We start from the raw sequence: 21,713 nt of genomic DNA, 5'->3' as shown, positions 1-21,713 counted from the left end.
TGTTGACTGATCGACGGTTGAAGGAGGCGTGTGGCTAACGACGAAGAATTTCAGGAACAGATCCGGCAACTCGGCAAGTTAGTCGCACAACTCGACGACCTGCCGGATAGTGCTGCGAAGTCTGCGAGCGGGGAGTTAGTGCAGCTTTTGATGGATGTCCATGGAAGAGGCCTGGAACGGGCGATGGAGATCGTCTTTGATGCTGGGGATTCTGCTCCCGTCATCATCGATAAGCTGGGTCAGGACCCAATCGTCGGGAACTTGTTGCTGCTCTATTCCCTTCATCCAGACGAGTTGGAAACCCGCGTGAACAAAGCCATTGAGCGTATGCGTCCTCGTCTGCGCAAACTCTCCTGCACTATCGAGCTTGAGCACCTGCACGAGAGCAGTGTGCGTGTACGACTGACAACCTCGGGCCATAGCTGCGGATCTTCTGCTGGAGATATTCGGTCGATCGTGGAAGACGGGATGTATGAGTTCGCGCCGGATGTGACATCACTCGAGCTTGCCGGGTTGGAGGAGACAGCACCTGCGGGCTTTGTCCCACTGGAGAGTCTGTTGGGGCAACGGCTCGTAACGGTCGGGATCCCGACAATCACGGAAGGGGCCCACGATGAATGAAGAGACTCTACCAGCCTTCGAGCAGGCCTTCGGAGCATTACGTCAGTTCACCCGGGCGCGGCGGCCAACATCGCGTGCGACGGAACATTGCGAGTTGTGCAGTGCCGGGCTGGCGCAGGAGCACCCGCACCTGGTGGAGATAACCTCTCGGCAGATCTTGTGTGCGTGCGACGCATGCGCCATGCTCTTCGATGGAATGGAGAGATCAAAGTACAAGCGCGTCTCGAGGCAGGCTCAGTACCTTTCTGACTTCGAGATGACGGATGGCCAATGGGAGAATCTGTTGATTCCGATCAACATGGCGTTCTTCTTTCGTTCGAGCATCGAAGGCAGAGTGATTGCGCTATATCCCAGTCCGGCAGGCGCAGTTGAGTCGCTGCTACCGCTCGAGGCTTGGAATGAGATTGCAGAGAGCAATCGAGCGTTGAGCCGCCTCTTGCCTGATGTAGAAGCGCTGCTGGTCAATCGGGTCGGCCATGCCCATGGAATCGCGCGGGCCGAGTATTACATTGCGCCTATTGATGAATGCTACAAGCTCGTTGGACTGATCCGTTCCAACTGGAGAGGTCTTTCTGGAGGATCTGAGGTTTGGACAGAGATAGGGCGATTTTTTTCCGACCTGCGATTGAAGGCGTACGTGGTCAGTGGGGAAGCGAATGCCTGATCTTAGTTTCCAGATCGAAGGGGCGAGCGTGCTTCCATTCGCTGCCACGCCGACGCTGGCTTTCAGGCTCAAGGTCAGCAATGCCTTGGCCAATGAGACTATCCATACCATCGCGCTGCGGTGTCAGATTCAGATCGAGGTCACACGCCGCCGCTACACGCCGGAGGAGCAGGAACGTATGCTCGACCTCTTCGGAACGCCTGATAGATGGAGTCAGACGCTGCGGAGCCTGCTCTGGACGAATCTCAATATGGTCATTCCCGCTTTTGCCGGCGCAAGTACGGTAGCCGATCTCCATGTGCCATGCACCTTCGATTTTAATGTTGCTGCTACGAAATACTTTGATGGCCTCACGGAGGGAGACATTCCTCTCAACATTCTGTTTAGCGGCACTGTCTTCTATGCACCGCCGGATTGCGGCCTGCAAGTCGCGCCGATCTCCTGGGAGCAGGAGGCGAAGTTCAAGCTTCCGGTGAAGGTGTGGCGCGAGATGATGGACTCCTACTATCCCAACAGTGTCTGCATTAGCTTGCGCCGTGATGTCTTCGATCGCCTCCATCGCTATAAGATGCAGCACGGCATTCCGACCTGGGAGCAGGCTTTGGAAGAGGTGCTCCCCATGGAAGTGGCGGTGAAATCGTGAATTTTGACCAGGTGGAAAAGATTGCCGACGCTGTGCTCTACGAGGGATACATGCTGTATCCGTATCGGCCCTCTTCGGTGAAAAATCAGCGGCGCTGGAACTTCGGAGTGCTCTGCCCACGGTCTTATAGTGAACAACAACAGGGATCTGATGCATGGATGATGCAGACGGAGTGCCTAATCAACGCAAACCCATCGACTCGCCTGGTTGTGAAGGTTCGTTTTTTGCAGATTGTTCGACGCTCAGTCGGCAAACTTCGAACTCCGGAACAAGAGACGCCCGAAGGTGTGGAATCGGAGATTGATTTTGTTGACCGTCTCGAAGTGGGCGGGCGAGTCTATCATCCATGGCAGGAGGCGGTTGAACGTGAATTTACGTCCGCCCTGTTAGATCCTGCATCGCTTTCGTCTCTTGCTTCCTTACATCTTCCGTTCCCGGCGGGGAGACAGTGCGAGTATCTGCGCGATGAACAGGGAAGGGCAGTCGGGGTGATTGTGCGGGAGTGGGAGCGTCTGACTGCGTTGGTTCAGTGCGATTCGACACGTTGTGATGATGGAGTCTTCAGAGTCACGGTGCGTGTCAGCAATCTCTCCGAGTTTGGACCGATTGCAACGATCGACCGTGAAGACGCTCTTGGATTTTCGCTCGTGTCTGCCCATACCATCCTGGGAGTCGAGCATGGAGAGTTCGTCTCTCTGCTTGATCCTCCTCCAGATCTCAAAGACCTTCCGGCTCTGTGCCACAACGTCGGCACGTGGCCGGTTCTTGTTGGAGATGAGGCTGAGACTGTTTTGTCGTCGCCCATTATCCTGTACGACCGTCCGCAGATCGCTCCGGAGAGCGCAGGTAATCTCTTTGACTCAACTGAGATTGACGAGATCCTATCCCTACGCATTCTCACCCTGACGGATGAGGAGAAACGTGAGATGCGGCAATCCGACGAGCGGGCGCGTGAGATTCTGGAGCGCACCGAGAACATGCCAGAAGAACAATTCATGAAACTTCATGGTGTGTTGCGCGGTCTGACTCCGCTCAAGGAGGAGGCGCGATGAATCAATGGGAATGGAGCCTTCTCGAAGACAAAGAGCAAGTGGACTACGTAGTGATTGGTGAGGCCGAGGTCAGGAAAGGCAGTCGCGTCTGTTTGCATCCTCATGAGGGAGGCGACATATTCGATCTTGCGCTACGCGGTCAGATCGCAACCGTCGAGAGCATCGAGCAGGACTACGAAGGCCAGCAGCATATTTGTGTGGTTCTCGAAGACGATCCCGGGCGCGATCTGGGAATGATGCGCCAGCCTGGTCACCGTTTCTTTTTCAAGGTGACTGAGGTTGAGCCGCTTCCAGAAGCGGAACAGCATGAGAAAAAGAAGGCGCTGCCGCCAAGCATTTTGATTGCCGGTATCGGCAATATCTTCCTTGGAGACGACGGTTTTGGAGTGGAGGTTGTGCGCCAGTTGGCAGGCCGTATTTCGCCGGACTCCGTGCGGATCGTTGATTTTGGTATTCGCGGTTTGGATCTTGTCTACGCGTTACAGGACGGCTATGAGACGACAATCCTCATCGACGCTTATCCCCACGGACAGACGCCTGGGACGGTTTCTGTTGTAGAACTCGACGCAAACGAAGCTGCTGATTCGACTGGCAACTTCCTCGAGCCACACAGCATGCATCCGGTGAACGTCCTGCGGATGGCGCGTTCGATGCACGGTCCTCTAAAGCGAGTGCTATTGGTTGGGTGCGAACCGGCCACGCTGGGTGGCGAAGAAGGTTACATGGGTTTGAGTGGGCCGGTTGAGGCTGCGGTTGCCGAAGCGGTGAATGCGACGGAAGCGTTGGTGAAAAGAATTCTGGAAGGCGAGACGGTCATCATGCGTCCGGGGAGGGAGCTACCCAATGTGCCTAGCCATACCAGGGAAGATCGTCGAGTTGATTGACGGCCAGAATCAAGTGGGCATCGTGGAGGTAACCGGGGTTCGACGCAAAGTCCAGTTGGGTCTTCTCGAGGACGACATGCCGAAGGTTGGTGACTGGGTTCTGATCCACGTCGGATTTGCGATGTCCAAAATCAGCGAGCGCGATGCAGAGGAGCAGATGCGTCTGCTGATGGCGTTAGGCGAAGTGGAACAGGTTATGGAGGAGGTCCGTGGATATGGTTTGGAAAACAGCGCTGACCGTGCCGGCCCCGTCGAGTTGAATGGAAAACGCTACGCCTGAGGGAGATCCAAGATGCAATATGTGGACGAATTCCGCGACCCCGATCTGATCACGAAAGCTTCTCAAGAGATTCGTCGTCTCGCTGATCCTGCTCGGCACTATCGCATCATGGAAGTATGTGGTGGCCACACGCACGCCATCTATCGCTTTGGGCTGAAGGATATCCTTCCTTCCAATATTGAACTCATTCATGGCCCGGGTTGCCCGGTGTGCGTTTTGCCGATGGGAAGGATCGACGACGGATTAGCGATCGCTCATGATCCTAACGTCATCTTCGCGGCGTTCGGCGACATGATGCGCGTGCCGGGCGCGCATGGTAGTCCACTCGAGCACAAGGCCCGTGGAACCGATGTTCGTATTGTGTACTCTCCTGCGGACGCGCTGGAGCTAGCCAGAAAATATCCTGAGAAAGAAGTTATCTTCTTTGCAATCGGATTTGAGACGACCGCGCCCTCCACCGCTCTTACGCTAATGGCTGCCAAGGCTCAGAGCATCGGCAATTTTTCTGTCTTCTGTAATCACGTCACCATCGTTCCCGCTATTCGCGCAATTCTTGATTCGCCTGATATGCGGCTCGATGGGTTTATTGGACCGGGGCATGTTTCAACTGTGATCGGTTGCAGGCCGTACGAGTGGATCGCCAGGAACGAAGGCAAGCCGGTAGTAACTTCGGGCTTTGAGCCATTGGATCTTCTGCAGTCCATCGTGATGCTTCTGCGCCAGCTGCAAGCAGGTGAGGCCAGGGTCGAGAATCAATATAAGCGCGTGGTGCCTTGGGAGGGCAACACCGCGGCTCTGAAAGCGATGGCCGAAGTCTTCGAGCTGCGGCCTTACTTCGAGTGGCGCGGACTTGGATTTATCTCGCAGTCCGCATTGCGCATTCGCGAGAAGTACGCTACGTGGGATGCGGAGCAACGCTATGTTGTCCCTGAGACGCGCGTGACAGATCCGAAGGCGGCGCAGTGTGGAGAAGTTTTGAAAGGTGTTTTGAAGCCGGCGCAGTGTAAGTTGTTCGGGAAAGAATGCACTCCTGAACATCCGATTGGCGCACTTATGGTTTCTTCAGAGGGCTCATGCGCAGCATATTACAACTACGAGTACCGCAAATCGATGGTAGCGAGAGTCAGCTCCGTGGCCTGAAGACTCAAGCGCTGGTCGAACCGCCAGCAGTGATTCGCTTCCGTGATCCGCAGATCGAGATGGCGCACGGAGCTGGTGGAAAGGCCAGCCGCAGACTGGTGGAGGGATTGTTCGCGCCTCTCCTCTATCCGGGCTCTCAAGAGCCGCTCAGCGATGCGGCTCATATCGATATAGGAGGTGCTCGAATTGCCTTTACGACCGATAGTTTTGTCGTCAAGCCTTTGCGATTTCCCGGGGGCTCAATTGGCGAACTCGCGGTCAACGGCACGATGAACGATCTGGCTGTCTCTGGCGCGAAAGGCCGAGCCATGGTTGTGACGTTCGTTCTCGAAGAGGGCCTTCCCTCGGCTGTTCTCGAAGCTGAAGTTCGCGCTATGTCTGACGCGCTTAGGCAAGCAGGCGTTGCGATGACTGGTGGAGATACCAAGGTCGTCGAGCGGGGCAAGGCCGATGGCATGTACATCACGACGGCCGGGATCGGCACGCCATTGCCTGGCGTTCGAGTCGATGCGCGCTCTGTGTGTCCGGGGGACAGGATTCTGTTATCCGGGCCGATCGGCGATCACGGAATCACCATTCTTCTGGCGCGGGGTGAACTCGACTTCGAAGCAGATTTATCTTCTGATACACGTTCGGTTCTTCCGCTGGTAGAAGCGCTGGCAATGGAATGCGGCCCGGGAGTTCGCTGGATGCGCGATCCAACGCGAGGCGGTGTAGCGACGGCCCTCAATGAATTGGCGCGAGATAGCGGCCTGGGGATTGAGTTGTTCGAGGAAGAGATTCCCATGCACGACGCGGTTCGCGGCGCTTGTGAGTTGCTGGGATTGGATCCTCTGCACATCGCGAACGAAGGCCAGTTTCTTGCCGTCGTTTCTCCGGAGTATGCGGACATGGCTGTCAACGCGCTGCAGCAGGCGGCAGGTGGTGAAGAAGCCCGAATCGTTGGACAGGTCTGTATCGAGCCCGCCAACGCAGTGTTAGTCACCACTCGCTACGGTGGCAGCCGAATCGTAGACATGCTGGTCGGTGATCCTCTGCCGCGGATTTGTTAGGACAAGATATGCAAACTGCCTATACTCTCGCCACACAAATTGAAGAGCGCTTACTGCTGCGCAACGAGATCATGGAGAGCTTCTTCTCTAGGCAGGCGCGTGCGCTCGCGATAGCTTGTCGCGAGATGTCGGAGCGCTTTTTACGTGGTGGGCGTTTGCTTGCCTTTGGGCGTGGTCCATACTCGACCGACGCCCAGCACGTCTCCGTCGAGTTCGTGCATCCTGTGATCGTTGGCAAACGCGCTCTCCCCGCGCTCGACCTGTCGACACTCATGCGTCCGTGGATGGATTCGATTCTCCGCCCCGAAGATATTGTGATCGGGTTTGGCCCACCCGAAGGTGATCCTGAGGTGTGGGCGGCCTTGGAATCGGCTCACTCACGAGGGGCGATGACCTTTGCGCTGCCAGGGCCAAGCGGAACCTACGCGCTTGAGACGGTGACTGAAGATCCTTTTATTCATCAGGAGCTTGTCGAGATCTTCTATCACACGCTATGGGAGACGGTGCACGTCTTTTTGGAACACCGCGAACTGGGTCAGGATGTGGGTCAAACGGAGTTCCTCTATCCTTTCCTCGGCCAGAAGAAGCAGGAAACAGGCACTATTCTGGAGGATGTCGCTGCTTCGATAAAAATGAAGGTGCACGATGACACCTTGTTGCGGACACGTCTTGCCAGAGAAGAATCCGAACAGATTGGAGCGGCGGCCTTAGCCATACGAGGGCGCCTGTCTCGTGGAGGCAAGTTGATTCTCTTCGGTAACGGCGGTTCTGCAACCGATGCCAACGATTGGGCGATGGATTGTGTCCTTCCTCCCGCCGGGTATCAAACTGTCCCGGCAATCTCTCTTTCCATGGAACCGGCTAACATAACTGCGTTGGCCAACGATGTGGGCGTTGAGGTTATCTTTTTGCGGCAACTCCTTGCGCATGCGAAGCCGCAAGATGTGGCGATTGGAATCTCCACCAGCGGCGGTTCCCGCAACATCGTGATGGCGTTGGAAGAGGCGCGAAAGCGTGGCTTATTAACGGTCGCTCTTCTGGGCAACGACGGTGGGGAGATTTATCGTCGGGATCTTGCAGATCATCCCATCATTGTTCGGAGCGACTATATTCCGCGCATTCAAGAGGTGCAGGCGTCCGCATATCATGTGCTGCGCGAGACATTGGAGGCGTTGAACCATGGCCACTCTTGAGCTTTATGGAAGTGCTCGATGTCCGTACACCCAGGAGTTGCGAGAGTGGCTAGAGTGGACCCGGAGAGACTTCAGGGAATACGACGTGGATGCCGATCCTGAGGCGCGGGCTCGGATGAATGCTCTCGACAGCAGTGTGCGTACGGTTCCTGTGTTGGTGGAAGACGGCAAGGTGATACAGGTGGGATGGCAAGGCAGAGGCTGCGTCGTGGAGACATATTAGACATGGCGAATGCGTGCTCAATTCGTGTACGCGGCGTGGTGCAGGGAGTGGGCTTTCGCCCTTTTGTGTATCGTCTAGCGCGCGCCAACACACTAGCCGGGTGGGTGCTCAATGGCGACCAGGGGGTAGAGATTCATCTCGAAGGCGCTGAAGATGACATTATGGCGTTTGTCCAGCAGATGCAGAGCAAACGTCCATCCGCGTCGACGATCTCTGAAGTCGACGTCGCGCCAGCACTATTGGAAGGGTTGAATGAATTTACCATTCGAGAGAGCCATCACAGCGCTGCACCTACTGTTGAAGTCTCACCCGATTTGCCTGTCTGCGACGACTGCCTGAAGGAATGCTTTGATCCGTCCGACCCGCGTTACAGATACCCGTACATCAACTGCACCAATTGTGGCCCGCGCTACAGTGTCGTCCTCGCGCTGCCCTATGACCGGGCAAATACGACAATGACAGATTGGCCGATGGACGCATACTGCGACTCGGAGTACCACGACCCGCTTAATAGGAGGTTTCATGCGCAGCCAATAGCGTGTTCAGCTTGTGGGCCAAATTTCGTACTCTGCCAGAATGGAGTCAACACGGCCGATGGCTGGGATGCGATTCGGAAGGCGGCTGAGCTTCTCTGGGAGGGGTGCATCGTCGCGATCAAGGGGCTAGGCGGATATCATCTGGCCTGCGACGCGCGGAACCCAATCGCGACTGTCGCGCTTCGCACCAGGAAGTACCGCAAGGAAAAGCCTTTCGCCCTCATGGTGAGAGACGTCGAGGTAGCAAGCAGGTTGGTTTTTTTCACCTCTGAGTCAGAGACCTTGCTGACTTCCTTAGCTCGTCCAATTGTGCTGGCACAGGCTCGTCTTGAGCTCGAAGGCGTTGCACCCAACAATCGAGACCTGGGTGTGATGCTGCCCTCGACACCGCTTCACCATCTGCTCTTTGCCGCTGGCGCGCCAGAGGCGCTTGTCATGACGAGTGCCAATCGCTCGAACGAGCCAATCGCGTATGAGGATGCCGACGCATTGAAGCGGCTCTCTGGAATCGCAGATGCGTTTCTCATCGGAGAACGCCCTATTGCGCGTCGGGTGGACGATTCAATAGCTCGCGTAGGAGCATTCGGTCCGGCGGTTCTTCGCCGGTCGCGCGGATATGCACCCGGTAGAGTGGCGAAACTTCCGACAAAGCGGTCGGTGTTAGCTTTGGGAGCGGACCTGAAGAACACAATTACGCTCGTGGTGGACGGTAACGCTTTTGTAAGCCAGCACATTGGCGACCTCTCGCATTATCAGGCCTTCCAGGCCTTCACGAAGACCATTGAAGACTTGATCTCGATGTACGACATCAACACCAGCGATTTGCTTTTGGTGCACGATTGCCACCCTCAATATGCTTCGACGAAGCATGCCGCTGCGCTCCCCGCCTATGAAACACGGGCGATACAGCATCATCGCGCTCATTTAGCCTCCGTTCTCGCTGAACGCGGCGAGTGGGAAAAGAGGATTACTGGGGTCAGCTTCGACGGAACCGGCTTCGGGGATGACGGAAGTATCTGGGGCGGCGAGATATTCGTAGGGAGTCTTGAAGGAGGCTTTGAACGCGCGAGCCATTTGCGCAGTGCGGCTCTCCCGGGGGGCGATGGCGCCGCGCAATATCCGATGCAGGCAGCATCCGGCTTTCTTGCGCAGATCCAAGATCTGCCCGATCTCACGCGTCCGCCCTTCAACTTTACTTCACGCTACGAGGATGCGATGCAACTGGTTCGCCGGGAGGTACGCACCTTTTCGACGACGTCGGTGGGCAGGCTCTTCGATGCCGCGGCTGCGCTGTTGGGTTTCGTCAGGGAGAGCACGTTTGAAGGTCAGGCTGCCATTTGGCTGGAACAACTGGCGCGCGACTCCTCGAACCTTGACGCCTACCCTTTTCCGCTGACTGAGGACGGCCTTGACTTCCGACCCCTTCTGGATGCGGTAGTGCGTGACCGGCTTCGCGGCCGCGCGGTACCCGAAGTCGCGCGCGCCTTCCAACATGGCGTCGCAGAAGGAACGGCCGAAGTCGTTGTGCGGCTTTGCCATAGCCGCTCGATTGATACTGTCGTGCTCTCGGGTGGAGTCTTCCAGAACGAATTACTACTGGAAGACCTAAAATCGCTCCTCGAACCTCTCCATCTTGAGATATGGACCAATCATGACGTGCCTCCCAACGACGGAGGAATTAGTCTCGGGCAGGCCGCACTTGCAGCATTCGGCAACTTCAATGATGCAGAACGATACATCTCTGAAGGAGTCGCCCATGCATGAACTTTCGATTGCAATGAGCATTGTGGATATGGCGCAGGAAGAGGCGGAGCGGCGAAAGGTGCATATCGATGCTGTCCATCTCGAGCTTGGAGCTCTTTCGGGAGTGGTGAAAGAGGCTCTTTTGTTCTCCTACAAAGTAGCTTGCGATGGAACACCGCTCGAGGGCTCGCGCCTTGTGGTGAAGGATGTGCCTATAGAGGTCTACTGCTCGGTGTGCAAAGTCCCAAGGAGACTGGCCTCGATGCAGTGGTTTTGTTGTCCTGACTGCGGCACACAAACACCTGAAGTAATTCACGGGAAAGAGCTTGTTATCACTGCTCTGGAGCTCAAACAATGAATCCTGAACCGCGTCTGTTGGAAGTTCGGAAGAACGTTCTCAAACAAAATGATATTGTGGCGCGCTCTCTGCGAGATAGATTTCGCGCCCAGGGAACATTTGTCGTGAGTCTCGTCTCAAGCCCCGGCGCAGGCAAGACTACCTTTCTCGAGAAGACTTTGACATTGCTCAAGCCGCATTATCGTGTAGCTGCTCTGGTCGGCGACCTGGCAACGGAGAATGATGCGCTGCGGTTGGCGCGCAGTGGAGCGCCGGTTAAGCAAATCACGACCGGAACTCTCTGCCATCTAGAAGCGGCCATGGTCGAACATGCGTTGGAGGACTGGCGTCTTGGTCCACTCGATCTTCTCTTCATAGAAAACGTGGGCAACCTGGTTTGCCCTGCATCCTATGACCTGGGGGAAGATCTCCGCCTTGTGCTACTTTCCGTAACGGAAGGCGAGGACAAGCCGCTCAAGTACCCAACCATCTTCAACAGCGCTGACGCAGCGGTGATCACTAAGGTCGACCTGGCAACGGCGGTTGATTTCGATGAACTGGCGGCGAACGCGAACATCCAGGCGGTACGCCCCGGGATGAATATGTTCAAAGTCTCGGCGAAGACGAATGAGGGAATGGACGAATTCTTGCAATTTCTTGCGGAGACGCGAGAGCGAAGTCTACAAAAGACCCCTGTGTAGACGTCAGTTCGCTGAAATGCATCGAAGCAAACAGTATGACGAGGTGATCGACATGATGAAACTTATAGCTGCTGCTGCTGGAATCGGAGCGATCGTGGTGATGATTCTGATTGCTCCCGATATTTCGCGCTATATGAGAATTCGGGCCATGTGAAAGCGCACGATTCGCAGGATCGCTGAGCAGAATACAGAGCCGTAGAGACGTTCTGTCTGAAGTATTACCGAACTCTTACCTGCGCACCCTAGCCACGCGCCATGCCGGGCGTTAGCCTCGACACCAGAGGCAAGCCCGCATGGCAACTGTTGCAGCAAGACCACAGAAAACTGATACACCTGAAATCGCACTGGTGCAGGCTGAGTCGAACGATTTCAACTGGGTATTTTTTGTTGTGATCGCGGGGTTTCACCTAGGGGCCATCGCAGCGCTGTTTTTCTTCCGTTGGTCTTCGGTCGCCATATTTCTCGTGATGTGGCTGCTTGGTCAGAACGTGGGAATTGCGATCAGCTATCACCGCCAGCTCACGCATCGCAGTTTCACCACGCCTAAATGGTTGGAGTATGCCATGGCGATCTGTGGGACCATGGCGCTGCAGGGCAGTCCAACCTACTGGGTCGCCGTGCATCGCATGCACCATCAATACACTGACAAGCCGGGCGATCCGCATTCTCCCCGCGATGGTAAGTGGTGGTCCCATATGGGTTGGATCCTTCGCGGTTCGATTCATAGCGAAACGACCAGGCTCTCCCAATACGCTCCCGATCTAGAACGCGACCGTTTCTATCGCTGGCTGGCTGTGTGGCACTGGGTTCCGATCACTCTAACCGCCATCGCTTTCCTCGGTGTCGGCACGGCTCTTGGCGGGTGGCGGCTGGGTGTCTCTTGGCTGCTCTGGGGCGTGTTTTTGAGGATTGCTATCGGCTTCCACACGACGTGGCTGGTCAATTCGGCAACCCATCTGTGGGGATCGCGCCGCTTCAAGACGCGCGACGACTCAACCAATAGCTGGTGGGTTGCGTTGTTGACAGGAGGCGAAGGTTGGCACAACAACCACCACGCTCATCCCGTGTCTGCGAACCACGGAATGGCCTGGTGGGAGTTGGACTTCAACTACTGGGGTATCAAACTGCTGGCCTTGGTCGGCTTGGCGAAGAGCGTGAAAGTGACCCACCTCTCCGCTACAACTTCACGTTTGAACCAGTCGCCACTGGAGTAATTCCCTCACTGATCAGATCTGTGCCGTTCCGCCATCTACGAAGAGTTCGATGCCGTTGACGAAGCTTGAATCGTCAGAGGCAAGAAAGAGCGCTACGGTAGCAATCTCTTCTGGGCGACCGATCTCTCCGCGTGGGATGAGTGTCTTGAAGTACTCCTTCGCGTCGGGCCCGAGAGGATCGAGAATTGGAGTGTCGATCGTCCCTGGGCTTAGGACGTTGACGCGAATTTTGCGATCCTTAAGGTCATTGAGCCAGGTTCGAGCGAAAGAGCGTACCGCGGCCTTGCTGGCGCTATAGACACCGAAGGCCGGGAAGCCCTTGATGCTGGCGATGGAGCCGTTCATGAAGATGGAACCGCCATCGCTGAAGAGCGGAAGAGCCTTCTGCACCGTGAAGAGCGTGCCACGCACGTTTAGGTCGAAGGTCTTATCAAAGTGCTCTTCAGTGACTTCCCCGATCTTGGCGAACTCGCCTTGTCCTGCGCTCGCAAAGAGAACGTCAATCTTTCCCTTCTCCCTCTTGACTGTCTCGTACAGGCGGTCGAGGTCGGCGAGGTTTGCTGCGTCGCCCTGGACGCCTGTCACGTTCTTGCCGATTGCCTTGACTGCTTCATCGAGCTTGTCCTGGCGGCGGCCGGTGATGAAGACATATGCGCCCTCTTTGACGAAGAGTTTTGCCGTGGCTAGCGCCATGCCCGACGTAGCTGCTGTGATGACTGCTACTTTTCCATCTAACTTACCCATGTTATTCATCCTTTCCTATTAGCGAATCGAATTGTTATAGGCCAACATGCGGGTGGCCCTCCTGAACGCGCGATGTGCGCTCGAGAAGGCCCTGCTTGGATTAGCGGAGACCGCCACCAGTGATAACGCGCTCGCCGGTGATCCACTTCGCGTCGTCGGACGCAAAGAAAGTAACGACGGAGGCGATGTCGTCGACCCGGCCTGCACGGCCGAGAGGGGTTTGCGCCACAAGACCTTTCTCGAAATCAGAACCGATGAAGCCTGCGCTCTGAGTGCCTTCGGTATCGACGATGCCGGGATTGACGGAGTTGACGCGGATCTTTTTCGGACCGAGTTCCTTGGCTAGGACGCCGGTGATGGCATCGAGAGCGCCTTTGGTCGCGGTGTAGACGGCGCTGTTGGGAGGGGTGAGGCTGCTGACGCCGGAGCCGATGTTGATGATGCTGGCTCCTTCGCCAAGATGCTTGACCGCTGCCCTGGAGGTGAGAAGTGCGCCGAGTACATTGATGTTGAAGATCTTGTGGAACTGTTCTTCCGTGAAGTCTTCAATAGAGGAGAACTCGTAGACGCCGGAGTTGTTAACGAGAATATCGAGACGGCCATAGTTTTTGATCGCCGCATCGATAATGCCCTGTGCCTCGGCAGACTTTGAAACGTCTCCACCGACGGCTACTGCTTTACCGCCTGCAGCGGTGATCGCGGCAACAACTGTGTCTGCACCAGACTTGCTGGAGGCGTAGTTGACGACGACGGAAGCGCCTTCCGCGGCGAGCGATTTGGCGATGGCGGCTCCGATACCCTTGGATGCGCCCGTGACGACTGCTACTTTACCTTTTAGCTTGCTCATGACTTTTCCTCTTCGATTGAGATCTTTCGGCCTATTTGCGACTGGCAGGTTTCGGTTGCTGGTGAATAGATTGCGTTCGGAGGTTGATGGATTCATTAGTTCAGAATTTATGTACTATTGAACTTATCAATGAAAAGGACTATTGTTGTGTTCGTGAGACCCCTATTTCATCCCTCGGTCCAGGACGTTACGGTTGAAGCCATCCTTCATGCCTTGTCTGATCCCGTCCGAGTGGCGATCTATGCCGATATCGTGGGGCAGGACTGTTCGCACAACTGTGTTGCGTTTTCGAATATCAGTGAGAAACCGATACCGAAATCAACGCTTTCGCAACACTTCAAAATCCTTCGCGAGGCGGGGTTGATTCGGGGCGAACGTCATGGCGTCGAGATGCATAACACCTCTCGTTGCGAGGAGATCGATAAGCGCTTCCCCGGCTTGATTGGGTCCATTGTTACAGCGCACAGGATCCAGTTGGCAGATGAGGCATGGCTCGCTAAAGCGACCAAACGAAAGTCTGTTCAACGAATCGCGAGAAGCAGATAGGCAGCGCTCACCCCGGATAGAGCTATTTGTTGCGACCCTTTAGGTGAGGCGAACAAGAGTCTGAAAATGGATTCACCAGGAACGTACCCGCGATTCCAGAGACAAGGATCGTTCCGTCGGAGTTGAAATGGGCAGTGCGAAACTCTTCTTCTGGAAGATCATTGAGTCTTCTCCACCGCTGCCCGCCGTCTTCGCTTGTGTATACGCCTGTGAGCGAGGTTACGACCTCGCGGGTCGGCTTTGACGGGTCTACCTCGATGCTGTAAGCGCGAAGGTTGGAACCTGCTTCATCTGTCGTTCTATGCAAAAGAAAGCTCGCGTTGGTCACTCTTCTCACGGTGCCAGGGCCTGTCGGGTTATAAACCCCCCAACAGGCTGCCAGATGAAGACCTCCCACGACGGTCATTCCATGGATTGCAGAGTCCGGGCCTACTCCCTCGATGCGACTCCATTTGTTCGTGTGCAGATTGAGAAGGTAGACCTGATCGCCGGTTCCCACATAGAGGAAGCCTGGGTCTACTTTCTTTAAGTCGTCGAACTGCATGGAGAGGATGTCCATGTCAGTGGGAAGGCCGGTGAGAGATCCATCTTCGATCCATGAGCCATCCTTATCCTGGCGGTAGGTGAAGATCTTTGGGTTGAGATCGAAGTAGCCGTAGCCAACGATGAGATGTTTTCCATCTGCGGTCATCTCAATGGCGTTCGCCCTCACGGGGTCGCCTGCCTTCTTCGGAATCGGAACCCTCGGGGGTAAAGAAGAAACCCGAGGGCCCTCGATAGCCTTCACTAAAGATTCAGAAGTCGCCGACTGAGGAAAGACCTGAAAGGCACCCCGCTGTGTTGTGATCACAAAGTAGGCTCCACCGGGAGACACGCTGAAACCATTGCGCAGTCCCTCTCCTATCTTTGCATCGAAATATTGGGGACCTACCCTTGCAACTTGAGTCCATGTCGCGCCCCCGTTGGTTGATTTTGAAATGTACATGGCTCGATCATGTGGCGGAACCTCACCGCTAAGATCTGCGGTGAGACCCCATATAGCGTCAGCGTCTTCAGCGGATGGATCCGGGTCGCTGGCGATCGCCTCAACAAAATCACTGGCGAACTTGTGACTTCCTGGAAGGCTTGTGACTCGATGAATACGACAGCTGTCCATGTCATCTTTCAAATCGCCACTGCTGCTCTCAGGAGACGATGATGAGCTGGTGGCGCTGGAATGATTAGGTGCAGGAGTTTGAGGTTGGAGAATCTGTCCCGCTCCGAGCACGGGAATGGCCATCGACAACAAGAGGCTTCGGAGGGCGGCCCGACATGTGTTTGTGAGCTCCATGACCAGAACACCTTCAATGTACCTTGCGGCCATCAGAGTACCAAGTAACGTGTCGCCTTGATGGCAATCGCTCTATTCGGTGCGGCTCGTGAAGGTGAACGAGGGGCCTACTACCTTGCTACATGCGGAACCTTATTTCATTGCAGTGAGTGGTTGTGCGGGTTTCGATTCTCCAGCTTTCTGCGCTGTCTCCGCCCGCTGTAGCGACATCACGCAGCGAAATCCTAAATGGTTGGTACCCGTATCGACGTCGCCTTTGCCGCGTGTGCCTACTATGTAGCGCGAGCAGTACTGATCAGTGCATAGAAAGGAGCCTCCGCGCTGCGCCTTCTTTGAATGGCCAGGCTCCGAAGGATCGTAGGCGGAATCGGGTCCCTGCGGATTGCGCGCGACACCGTCAGCTTCGAGCTTCTGATAGTAGTCGGGGCGATACCAGTCGCTGGTCCACTGCCAGACATTTCCCGCCATGTCGAAGAGGCCATAATTGTTCGCGGGAAACTTTGCGACAGGAGCGATTCCAGAGAATCCATCCTCTCCCGTGTCTTTGTCTGGAAAATGGCCCTCGTGAGTATTGGCCATCCATCTGCCTTTGGGGCGGAACTCATCTCCCCATACATATGGCTTACCTGCGAGGCCGCCGCGAGCAGCGAACTCCCATTCAGCTTCCGTGGGAAGACGCTTGCCTGCCCATTTCGCGTAGGCAAGGGCATCCTCATAGGAGACATGGACGACAGGATAATTCTCCTTGCCAACGATGCTGGACTTCGGACCGAGGGGATGCCGCCAGTTTGCACCTGGTACGTAGGTCCACCACTGATAGTAGTCGTTGAGGGGGACGGGATGATCTGGCGGAGCAAAGATGACTGATCCTGCCACCAGGTTCTCCGGGGGAGCGCCGGGATAATCTTCGGCGCGCGGCATTCTCTCCGCGACTGTGACGTAGCCGGTTGCTTTCACGAACGCGGAAAATTGAGCATTGGTGACATCTGTCTTATCCATGAAGAATCCGTCAACGTAGACGCGATGGACGGGGCGGGAATCAAGTGTGGCCTTCATCCCCACTTCGTCCATGTCCGGCGGATTCTGTGCACCCATGGAGAACTCTCCGCCAGGAATCCATGCCATGCCCTGTGGAGCTTTCGCGGGGGGAGATGTGGTGTTCGGGGTGGTGGGCCCGAAGGCGACCTGTCTCATCTCAGGAGCCGGGGTCTTTGGGGCCGGCGATGCAGAAGTGCTGGGTGCCGATGTTGTTCTTTGGTTAGCGTCAGCAGGCGTCGCGGCAACAGGAACAGTAGACTGCAAGGGCGATGAGTGCTTGTAGACCGCAACACATGCGCCGATTGCCAGCGCAATGACCATGCCTGAGATCCAAAATTCTCTGGTCGACTTTTCTTCGATCTGCCCCTTTTTGATTGAGGCCGTTCGCGTCTTCATGTGTACCTCTAACTACTTCTGGGCCGTTATGGCTCGCGTTCTTAGTGGTGAGCAGACGGTGGCAAGAATATATTGAGCCAAGTGATACCGATGACGAATACATTGCCCTGCGTTTTGGCTTCCACGCCGAATTGTCGCTCATAGCGGAAGTCTAAGCCGAGGTGTTTTACAGGATCGGTGTACTTGAACTCCGGACCGATACCGTAGGACCGGTCGATGTTGCCCGCTACCAGGGGTGAGATGCCGCTGCCGGAGTCAGGCGAGAGTTTCTCGTAAACGTATCCGGCCGCACCGAGATTGATCTTGTACTTGTAGATACGTCGGCCAAGACTATATTCAAGATTGAACATCGGCCCCGGCTTCACATCAAGCCCGCTTTTGCTCTGGTTGATCTCCCATGTTGTGAGCGCGGAGGCATTCCATAGCTTGAGCTTGTCGAAGGAGTAGCCAACGCCGGCCTGGACCTGGTGTTCCCAGAAGCCGAGGCCGGGATTGAGCGCCAGCGCAGGATCAAAGGCTCCAGATGGCGCATAGAATCCGTAGTTCAAGGTGTAGGTAGCCTTGCCTTTCGCCCATCCAAGAACAACCGGCATTAAGAAGATATCGGAGACTCCTGCTGACTGCGCTGAGGCGTCGAAGATGTCTGCTGTGAAGCGGGTGTTAACGATGGGGATAATGGCGGATAATCCGTAACTCGCGCCCAGGATCCTCTTCTCCGTAGTCACTTGATAGACGACGTTATTGGCCACGATAGTGATATCCGGCTTAAGCAGGGTGTTGCCGTTCGGACCTTCCAAACTGTCAACCTTGTAGATGTAGGGCAGATAAGTTACGTAGACGCCTGGTGGTGAGGTCGAGCCATTATCCAGACCGGTGAACCCTTGGAGATAGTGCCCAGACTGCTGTCCGTGCGCCAGATGACAAGATGTGAACAGCAGCATCAAACCGGCTAGAAGATGCCGAGAACAGGGACGCGGTCGCAGATGTTGCTTCAGGAGGCACCTCCACACCGGCAAACATTTTTCTAAGCATCAGAGCAAACGCGGGAGTCGGATCGACTTGCTGAAAAATTCTTGAGTCTGGAATATATCTGCGTGGGGAAGACGAACTGCAATGCAACAGAGATGCAGTTAGACGCGCCTTCGCCTATACAGCCGAACCTCATCGTATACAAAGCCCTTTCTATTGGCAAGCGAGATGACTCAAGCTTACTTGCTGCAGAAAACGCGTCTGCCAGTCTCAAAATAGACCTTGTTTCTATAAGAAGACGCTGACAATTGATGAGCGACCTTGCAGCCTCAACGGGCATCGCCGCTCCAATATTGGCCTGGAATCAGCTGTTCGCATCTCGATTTACGCATGTAGGCACGGACTAAACTGGCGCAGTTGAGGATCTCTATGACCTATTGCTCGAAGTCGTTATCTCGGATGATGGTAGAACGGCGATTCGAACACAATGCACGCAGGTTCGTTCAAAGGTGGATGGCTTTGTTCCTGCTTGCGCCTTGTGTCGCACTGGCGAGTAGCCGCACCAAGACCGACACCGTCTACATGCGCAACGGCGATAAAATCACAGGCGAGATCCAGTCTCTTTCGCAGGGTCAGCTCAGCGTCAAGCCCAAATACACGAGTACCGCTTTCGTCATCGATTGGGCTGAGGTGGATCATCTGGAAAGTACGCAGGACTTTGTTATTACCGATCCTGAAGGAAAGATCTACACCGGTACCCTTGGCGAGGGTTCGGCAGACCGTACCCTCGCGATCGACAAAAACGTCTCCATAACGCTGCCGCTTGATTCGGTAATCCAGATAGACCAGCTTGGAGAGACCTTTCTCAAACGTATGCGCGGGAACTTCGACGTCGGGTCAAGTTTCGCGAAATCGAACGGACAGAAGAACCTGACCGTTCAAGGTGATCTGGGTTATCAATCGAAACAGCATCTGTTCTCCCTGGATACGAGTTCTCAGTTCTCGAGCCAGAAAGAAACCTCGGACACCAACGAGACTACGGCCAAGATTGCCCTCTTCCAGCAACTGCGCAAATCGAATTGGTATGGTGGCGGGCTGACAAACTTTCTCTCAAGTACGGAGCAACAGATCGCGCTCCGCTCCACTCTAGGAGGCGGAGTGGCGAACCGGCTGATATTCACCAACCGCACTAATTTGACAGCTATGGGTGGACTCGCCTTTACCGTTGAGCGAGATGCTCAAGGCGCCGTGAGCACCGCACGAACGAAGGCTTTGGACTCCGCCTTTGCAGCGCAGTACTCAACCTTCCGATTCGACTCGACGACTTTCAACACTACTGTCTGGCTCTATCCAAGCCTTACATCGCCCGGTCGTGTGCGGATGACCCTGAATCAGGACGTTTACCATAAATTCCTGGGTGACTTTTATGTCCGTGTCAGCTTCTACGACAACTACGATAACCGGCCGGTCGTCGGTGCGCCGTCAAATAACCTTGGCGCTACGTCAACGGTAGGGTGGTCGTTTCATTAGGTCTAGGATGGATGGAACCCCGTAGGCCGGTATTTCGCGATTCGTATTCATCGAGGAGCAATGCCAAAACAGAAGACCCAACGGTGCTTCGCGATCCTGCTGGTGGTACTCGTTTCCAGCCGGGGGCTGTCGGCTGGAATTGCGACCAGTCCCATCGATCAGACACAAATAATTGACTTCTTAAACGAGACCATCAACTGGTATCAGCAGATAGCTGTTGGACAACCGGAGTCTCCATCTCCGAATGACATTCTCTTCGCTGCCAGCAACGCTCCCCTCGCGGATCAGGTCGTCAAACTTTCGTTTGATTTTGGTCACGCTGGAGCCGCCCTCTTAGGTCAAACGACGGCTGGAGGCATTTCCTCGGCTTTTGTTGACTCCCGCTATCAATCCCTGGCGGCATCGGCGTCTAAGCTCGACGGTCAGTTAAACCAGACTCAATCGGAACTGGATTCACTCAAGCAAAAACTGAAGACCACACCACTCAGGAAGCAAAAAGATATGCTTTCGGCGATTGCTGAGACTGAGAGCAAGCTGGCGTTGCTCCGAGCCAGGCGTGATGCTTTGAGCAGCGTGTCACAGTTCATGGAAAGTGCGTCCCAGCCAAGCGGCTTGTTATCTCACATTGAGGACCTCGAACATTCTGTTTCGATCGGAGGAAGCACCTCCGCCACAAGATCTGTCGCGAACATGAGGCAGCAGGCAACCACCCGTCCGGCTGAACTCTTTGGCATCTGGAGCAAGCTAGGTGCGGTCTATTCTCTCTCGCGGAAAATTGAGACGATCGACGACGCGATCGGTACCACGAGGGCTCTCGATCAGAGCGCACGTAGACTACAGATCCCTCTTCATGAGCGGATCAAAGCCCTGAGTCTTCGAGGGGACGCTATCGCGAACCGGACGGATTCGTCGGATCCAGCTGTGCTCCTTCAACAACGAACTGCACTGGACTCGCTCACCGCGGAATTCAATCTTGTCGCCGCACCCCTCATCCCTCTGAGTAAACAGACGATCCTATTGCAGACCTATCAGAGAAACCTGGAGGATTGGAGAGCCGCCACAAAGAGGGAATATCTGGACGCGAGAAAGTCGCTGCTGATTCGGCTGATTCTTCTCGCTGCGATTATTGCCATTGTTTTTCTTTTGTTCCGATTATGGAGACGGGCGATTTTTCGCTATGTTCCGGACTCTCACCGTCGCTATCCGTATCTGCTGTTGCGGCAGATCGTGCTGTGGTTCGTCGTAGCGATGGTGGTTACGTTTGGTCTTGTGAGTCGTCTGGGCTCAGTCGCAACATTTGCAGGGCTCCTGACGGCGGGAGTCGCACTAGCGCTACAGAACGTAATCATTGCTATCGTGGGTTACTTCTTGCTGATAGGAAAATTCGGCATCAGAACGAGCGATCGCGTGCAGGTAGCTGGAGTGAATGGCGAAGTCATCGAGATTGGTTTGATTCGCTTCCATGTCATGGAGCTAATCGGAGTCGAGTCCGACGTCCAGCCTTCCGGTCGAGTAGTGGCGTTTTCCAATGCCATTGTCTTTCAACCCACTGCGGCCCTTTTCCGACAGATCCCTGGCACCGACTTCCTTTGGCACGAAACCACCGTCACCCTGGCGCCGGATAGTGATTACCTTGAGGTAGAGAGACGTATGCTGGCTGCACTCAGCGCTGCCTTCAGTGACTACCGGCAAGATTTTGAGGACCTACGCCGCAAGATGGAAACAAATTTGTTACTGGTGTCGGTCGGGCCTTTAGAACCAAAAGTCCGTCTTGTGCTCACCTCGGTGGCCCTTCAAGTCTTTATCCGCTATCCGGTGAACGCAAAGAATGCGATTGCGATCGATGACCTTGTGAATAGTGAACTGCTCCGTGCGGTCGAGCTAGAACCCAGGCTCAAAGTAGTAGGGGTTGAGGTTCCCATTGTTCGTCGTCAACCTCACGACCCTTCGGCCGGCGACCTGGGTGCTTAGTGTGTCCATTGCGTGTCTTTGTTCGAAGGTAAATGACCGCTCCTGGAACGGTAAGAGAT

At 55.3% G+C, this 21,713-nt stretch carries 23 protein-coding genes; 18 read left to right on the top strand and 5 right to left on the bottom strand.

Translation table 11 applies throughout. The annotated features are described in order from the left end of the window. The first annotated feature begins 30 nt into the window (after positions 1-30). The 15 genes from RBB76_RS05640 (at position 31) to RBB76_RS05570 (ending at position 12,283) form a co-directional block, all read left to right on the top strand. Positions 31-621, top strand: coding sequence for a NifU family protein (locus tag RBB76_RS05640; RefSeq protein WP_429628384.1), 591 nt, complete (start codon positions 31-33; stop codon positions 619-621). After that, positions 614-1,285 (top strand): DUF5947 family protein, encoded by a 672-nt coding sequence (locus tag RBB76_RS05635; protein ID WP_429628385.1) that lies wholly within the window; start codon positions 614-616, stop codon positions 1,283-1,285. Before RBB76_RS05640 ends, RBB76_RS05635 begins: the two co-directional genes overlap by 8 nt. After that, positions 1,278-1,928, top strand: coding sequence for a DUF6084 family protein (locus tag RBB76_RS05630; protein WP_429628386.1), 651 nt, complete (start codon positions 1,278-1,280; stop codon positions 1,926-1,928). The genes RBB76_RS05635 and RBB76_RS05630 overlap by 8 nt, the downstream gene beginning before the upstream one ends. Next, positions 1,925-2,980 carry a hypothetical protein gene (locus tag RBB76_RS05625; protein WP_429628387.1) on the top strand — a complete coding sequence of 352 codons (1,056 nt, stop codon included), beginning with the start codon at positions 1,925-1,927 and terminating at the stop codon, positions 2,978-2,980. The genes RBB76_RS05630 and RBB76_RS05625 overlap by 4 nt, the downstream gene beginning before the upstream one ends. Further along, a complete protein-coding gene (locus RBB76_RS05620; RefSeq protein ID WP_429628388.1) occupies positions 2,977-3,864 on the top strand; it encodes a hydrogenase maturation protease in 888 nt (295 codons plus the stop codon). The genes RBB76_RS05625 and RBB76_RS05620 overlap by 4 nt, the downstream gene beginning before the upstream one ends. Beyond that, positions 3,824-4,144, top strand: a complete 321-nt coding sequence (locus RBB76_RS05615) for a HypC/HybG/HupF family hydrogenase formation chaperone (RefSeq protein ID WP_429628389.1) — start codon at positions 3,824-3,826, stop codon at positions 4,142-4,144. The genes RBB76_RS05620 and RBB76_RS05615 overlap by 41 nt, the downstream gene beginning before the upstream one ends. A 12-nt stretch (positions 4,145-4,156) precedes the next feature. Beyond that, positions 4,157-5,284 (top strand): hydrogenase formation protein HypD, encoded by a 1,128-nt coding sequence (gene hypD, locus RBB76_RS05610; RefSeq protein ID WP_429628390.1) that lies wholly within the window; start codon positions 4,157-4,159, stop codon positions 5,282-5,284. Beyond that, positions 5,218-6,336 (top strand): hydrogenase expression/formation protein HypE, encoded by a 1,119-nt coding sequence (gene hypE, locus RBB76_RS05605; protein ID WP_429628391.1) that lies wholly within the window; start codon positions 5,218-5,220, stop codon positions 6,334-6,336. Before hypD ends, hypE begins: the two co-directional genes overlap by 67 nt. Positions 6,337-6,344: 8 nt before the next feature. Further along, complete coding sequence (locus tag RBB76_RS05600) at positions 6,345-7,529, top strand: SIS domain-containing protein (protein WP_429628392.1); 1,185 nt, start codon at positions 6,345-6,347, stop codon at positions 7,527-7,529. Further along, on the top strand, positions 7,516-7,752 hold the full coding sequence (locus RBB76_RS05595; protein WP_429628393.1) for a Uxx-star family glutaredoxin-like (seleno)protein: 237 nt from the start codon (positions 7,516-7,518) through the stop codon (positions 7,750-7,752). Before RBB76_RS05600 ends, RBB76_RS05595 begins: the two co-directional genes overlap by 14 nt. 2 nt (positions 7,753-7,754) lie before the next feature. Further along, positions 7,755-10,052 (top strand): carbamoyltransferase HypF, encoded by a 2,298-nt coding sequence (gene hypF, locus RBB76_RS05590; protein ID WP_429628394.1) that lies wholly within the window; start codon positions 7,755-7,757, stop codon positions 10,050-10,052. Beyond that, positions 10,045-10,389 carry a hydrogenase maturation nickel metallochaperone HypA gene (locus RBB76_RS05585; protein WP_429628395.1) on the top strand — a complete coding sequence of 115 codons (345 nt, stop codon included), beginning with the start codon at positions 10,045-10,047 and terminating at the stop codon, positions 10,387-10,389. Before hypF ends, RBB76_RS05585 begins: the two co-directional genes overlap by 8 nt. Further along, positions 10,386-11,069, top strand: a complete 684-nt coding sequence (gene hypB, locus RBB76_RS05580) for a hydrogenase nickel incorporation protein HypB (RefSeq protein WP_429628396.1) — start codon at positions 10,386-10,388, stop codon at positions 11,067-11,069. The genes RBB76_RS05585 and hypB overlap by 4 nt, the downstream gene beginning before the upstream one ends. Before the next feature lie 52 nt (positions 11,070-11,121). Then, positions 11,122-11,223 carry a DUF6893 family small protein gene (locus RBB76_RS05575; RefSeq protein ID WP_429628397.1) on the top strand — a complete coding sequence of 34 codons (102 nt, stop codon included), beginning with the start codon at positions 11,122-11,124 and terminating at the stop codon, positions 11,221-11,223. Positions 11,224-11,362: 139 nt separating this feature from the next. Then, complete coding sequence (locus RBB76_RS05570; RefSeq protein WP_429628398.1) at positions 11,363-12,283, top strand: acyl-CoA desaturase; 921 nt, start codon at positions 11,363-11,365, stop codon at positions 12,281-12,283. 12 nt (positions 12,284-12,295) lie between these two features. Here RBB76_RS05570 and RBB76_RS05565 read toward each other — a convergent pair whose 3' ends face one another. After that, complete coding sequence (locus RBB76_RS05565; RefSeq protein WP_429628399.1) at positions 12,296-13,027, bottom strand: SDR family NAD(P)-dependent oxidoreductase; 732 nt, start codon at positions 13,025-13,027, stop codon at positions 12,296-12,298. Between the two features lie 100 nt (positions 13,028-13,127). Further along, entirely contained in the window at positions 13,128-13,874 is a 747-nt protein-coding gene (locus tag RBB76_RS05560) for a glucose 1-dehydrogenase (protein WP_429628400.1), read from the bottom strand. A gap of 129 nt (positions 13,875-14,003) precedes the next feature. On the opposite strand from RBB76_RS05560, the gene RBB76_RS05555 reads away from it, so the two are divergent. Next, positions 14,004-14,420 (top strand): ArsR/SmtB family transcription factor, encoded by a 417-nt coding sequence (locus RBB76_RS05555; protein WP_429628401.1) that lies wholly within the window; start codon positions 14,004-14,006, stop codon positions 14,418-14,420. Positions 14,421-14,442: 22 nt separating this feature from the next. Here RBB76_RS05555 and RBB76_RS05550 read toward each other — a convergent pair whose 3' ends face one another. The 3 genes from RBB76_RS05550 to RBB76_RS05540 all read right to left on the bottom strand — a co-directional run bounded on the left by RBB76_RS05550 (position 14,443) and on the right by RBB76_RS05540 (position 18,125). Beyond that, positions 14,443-15,699: a WD40/YVTN/BNR-like repeat-containing protein gene (locus RBB76_RS05550; RefSeq protein ID WP_429628402.1), complete on the bottom strand. Its 1,257-nt coding sequence runs from the start codon at positions 15,697-15,699 to the stop codon at positions 14,443-14,445. Positions 15,700-15,882: 183 nt separating this feature from the next. Beyond that, a complete protein-coding gene (locus RBB76_RS05545; RefSeq protein ID WP_429628403.1) occupies positions 15,883-17,184 on the bottom strand; it encodes a formylglycine-generating enzyme family protein in 1,302 nt (433 codons plus the stop codon). A 41-nt stretch (positions 17,185-17,225) separates the two neighbouring features. After that, positions 17,226-18,125, bottom strand: coding sequence for a SphA family protein (locus tag RBB76_RS05540; RefSeq protein ID WP_429628404.1), 900 nt, complete (start codon positions 18,123-18,125; stop codon positions 17,226-17,228). Between the two features lie 541 nt (positions 18,126-18,666). Here RBB76_RS05540 and RBB76_RS05535 point away from each other — a divergent pair. Further along, the gene (locus RBB76_RS05535) at positions 18,667-19,683 is read left to right on the top strand and encodes a DUF481 domain-containing protein (protein ID WP_429628405.1); all 1,017 of its coding nucleotides are present in this window, start codon (positions 18,667-18,669) and stop codon (positions 19,681-19,683) included. A 60-nt stretch (positions 19,684-19,743) separates the two neighbouring features. Next, positions 19,744-21,654: a hypothetical protein gene (locus RBB76_RS05530; RefSeq protein ID WP_429628406.1), complete on the top strand. Its 1,911-nt coding sequence runs from the start codon at positions 19,744-19,746 to the stop codon at positions 21,652-21,654. The last annotated feature ends 59 nt before the right edge of the window (positions 21,655-21,713 follow it).

This window comes from Tunturiibacter psychrotolerans (assembly GCF_051013365.1).
In the GTDB taxonomy this organism is placed as follows: domain Bacteria; phylum Acidobacteriota; class Terriglobia; order Terriglobales; family Acidobacteriaceae; genus Edaphobacter; species Edaphobacter psychrotolerans_A.
Note: the sequence above shows the minus strand (reverse complement) of the source record. Positions and strands in the feature narration are given on the sequence as shown.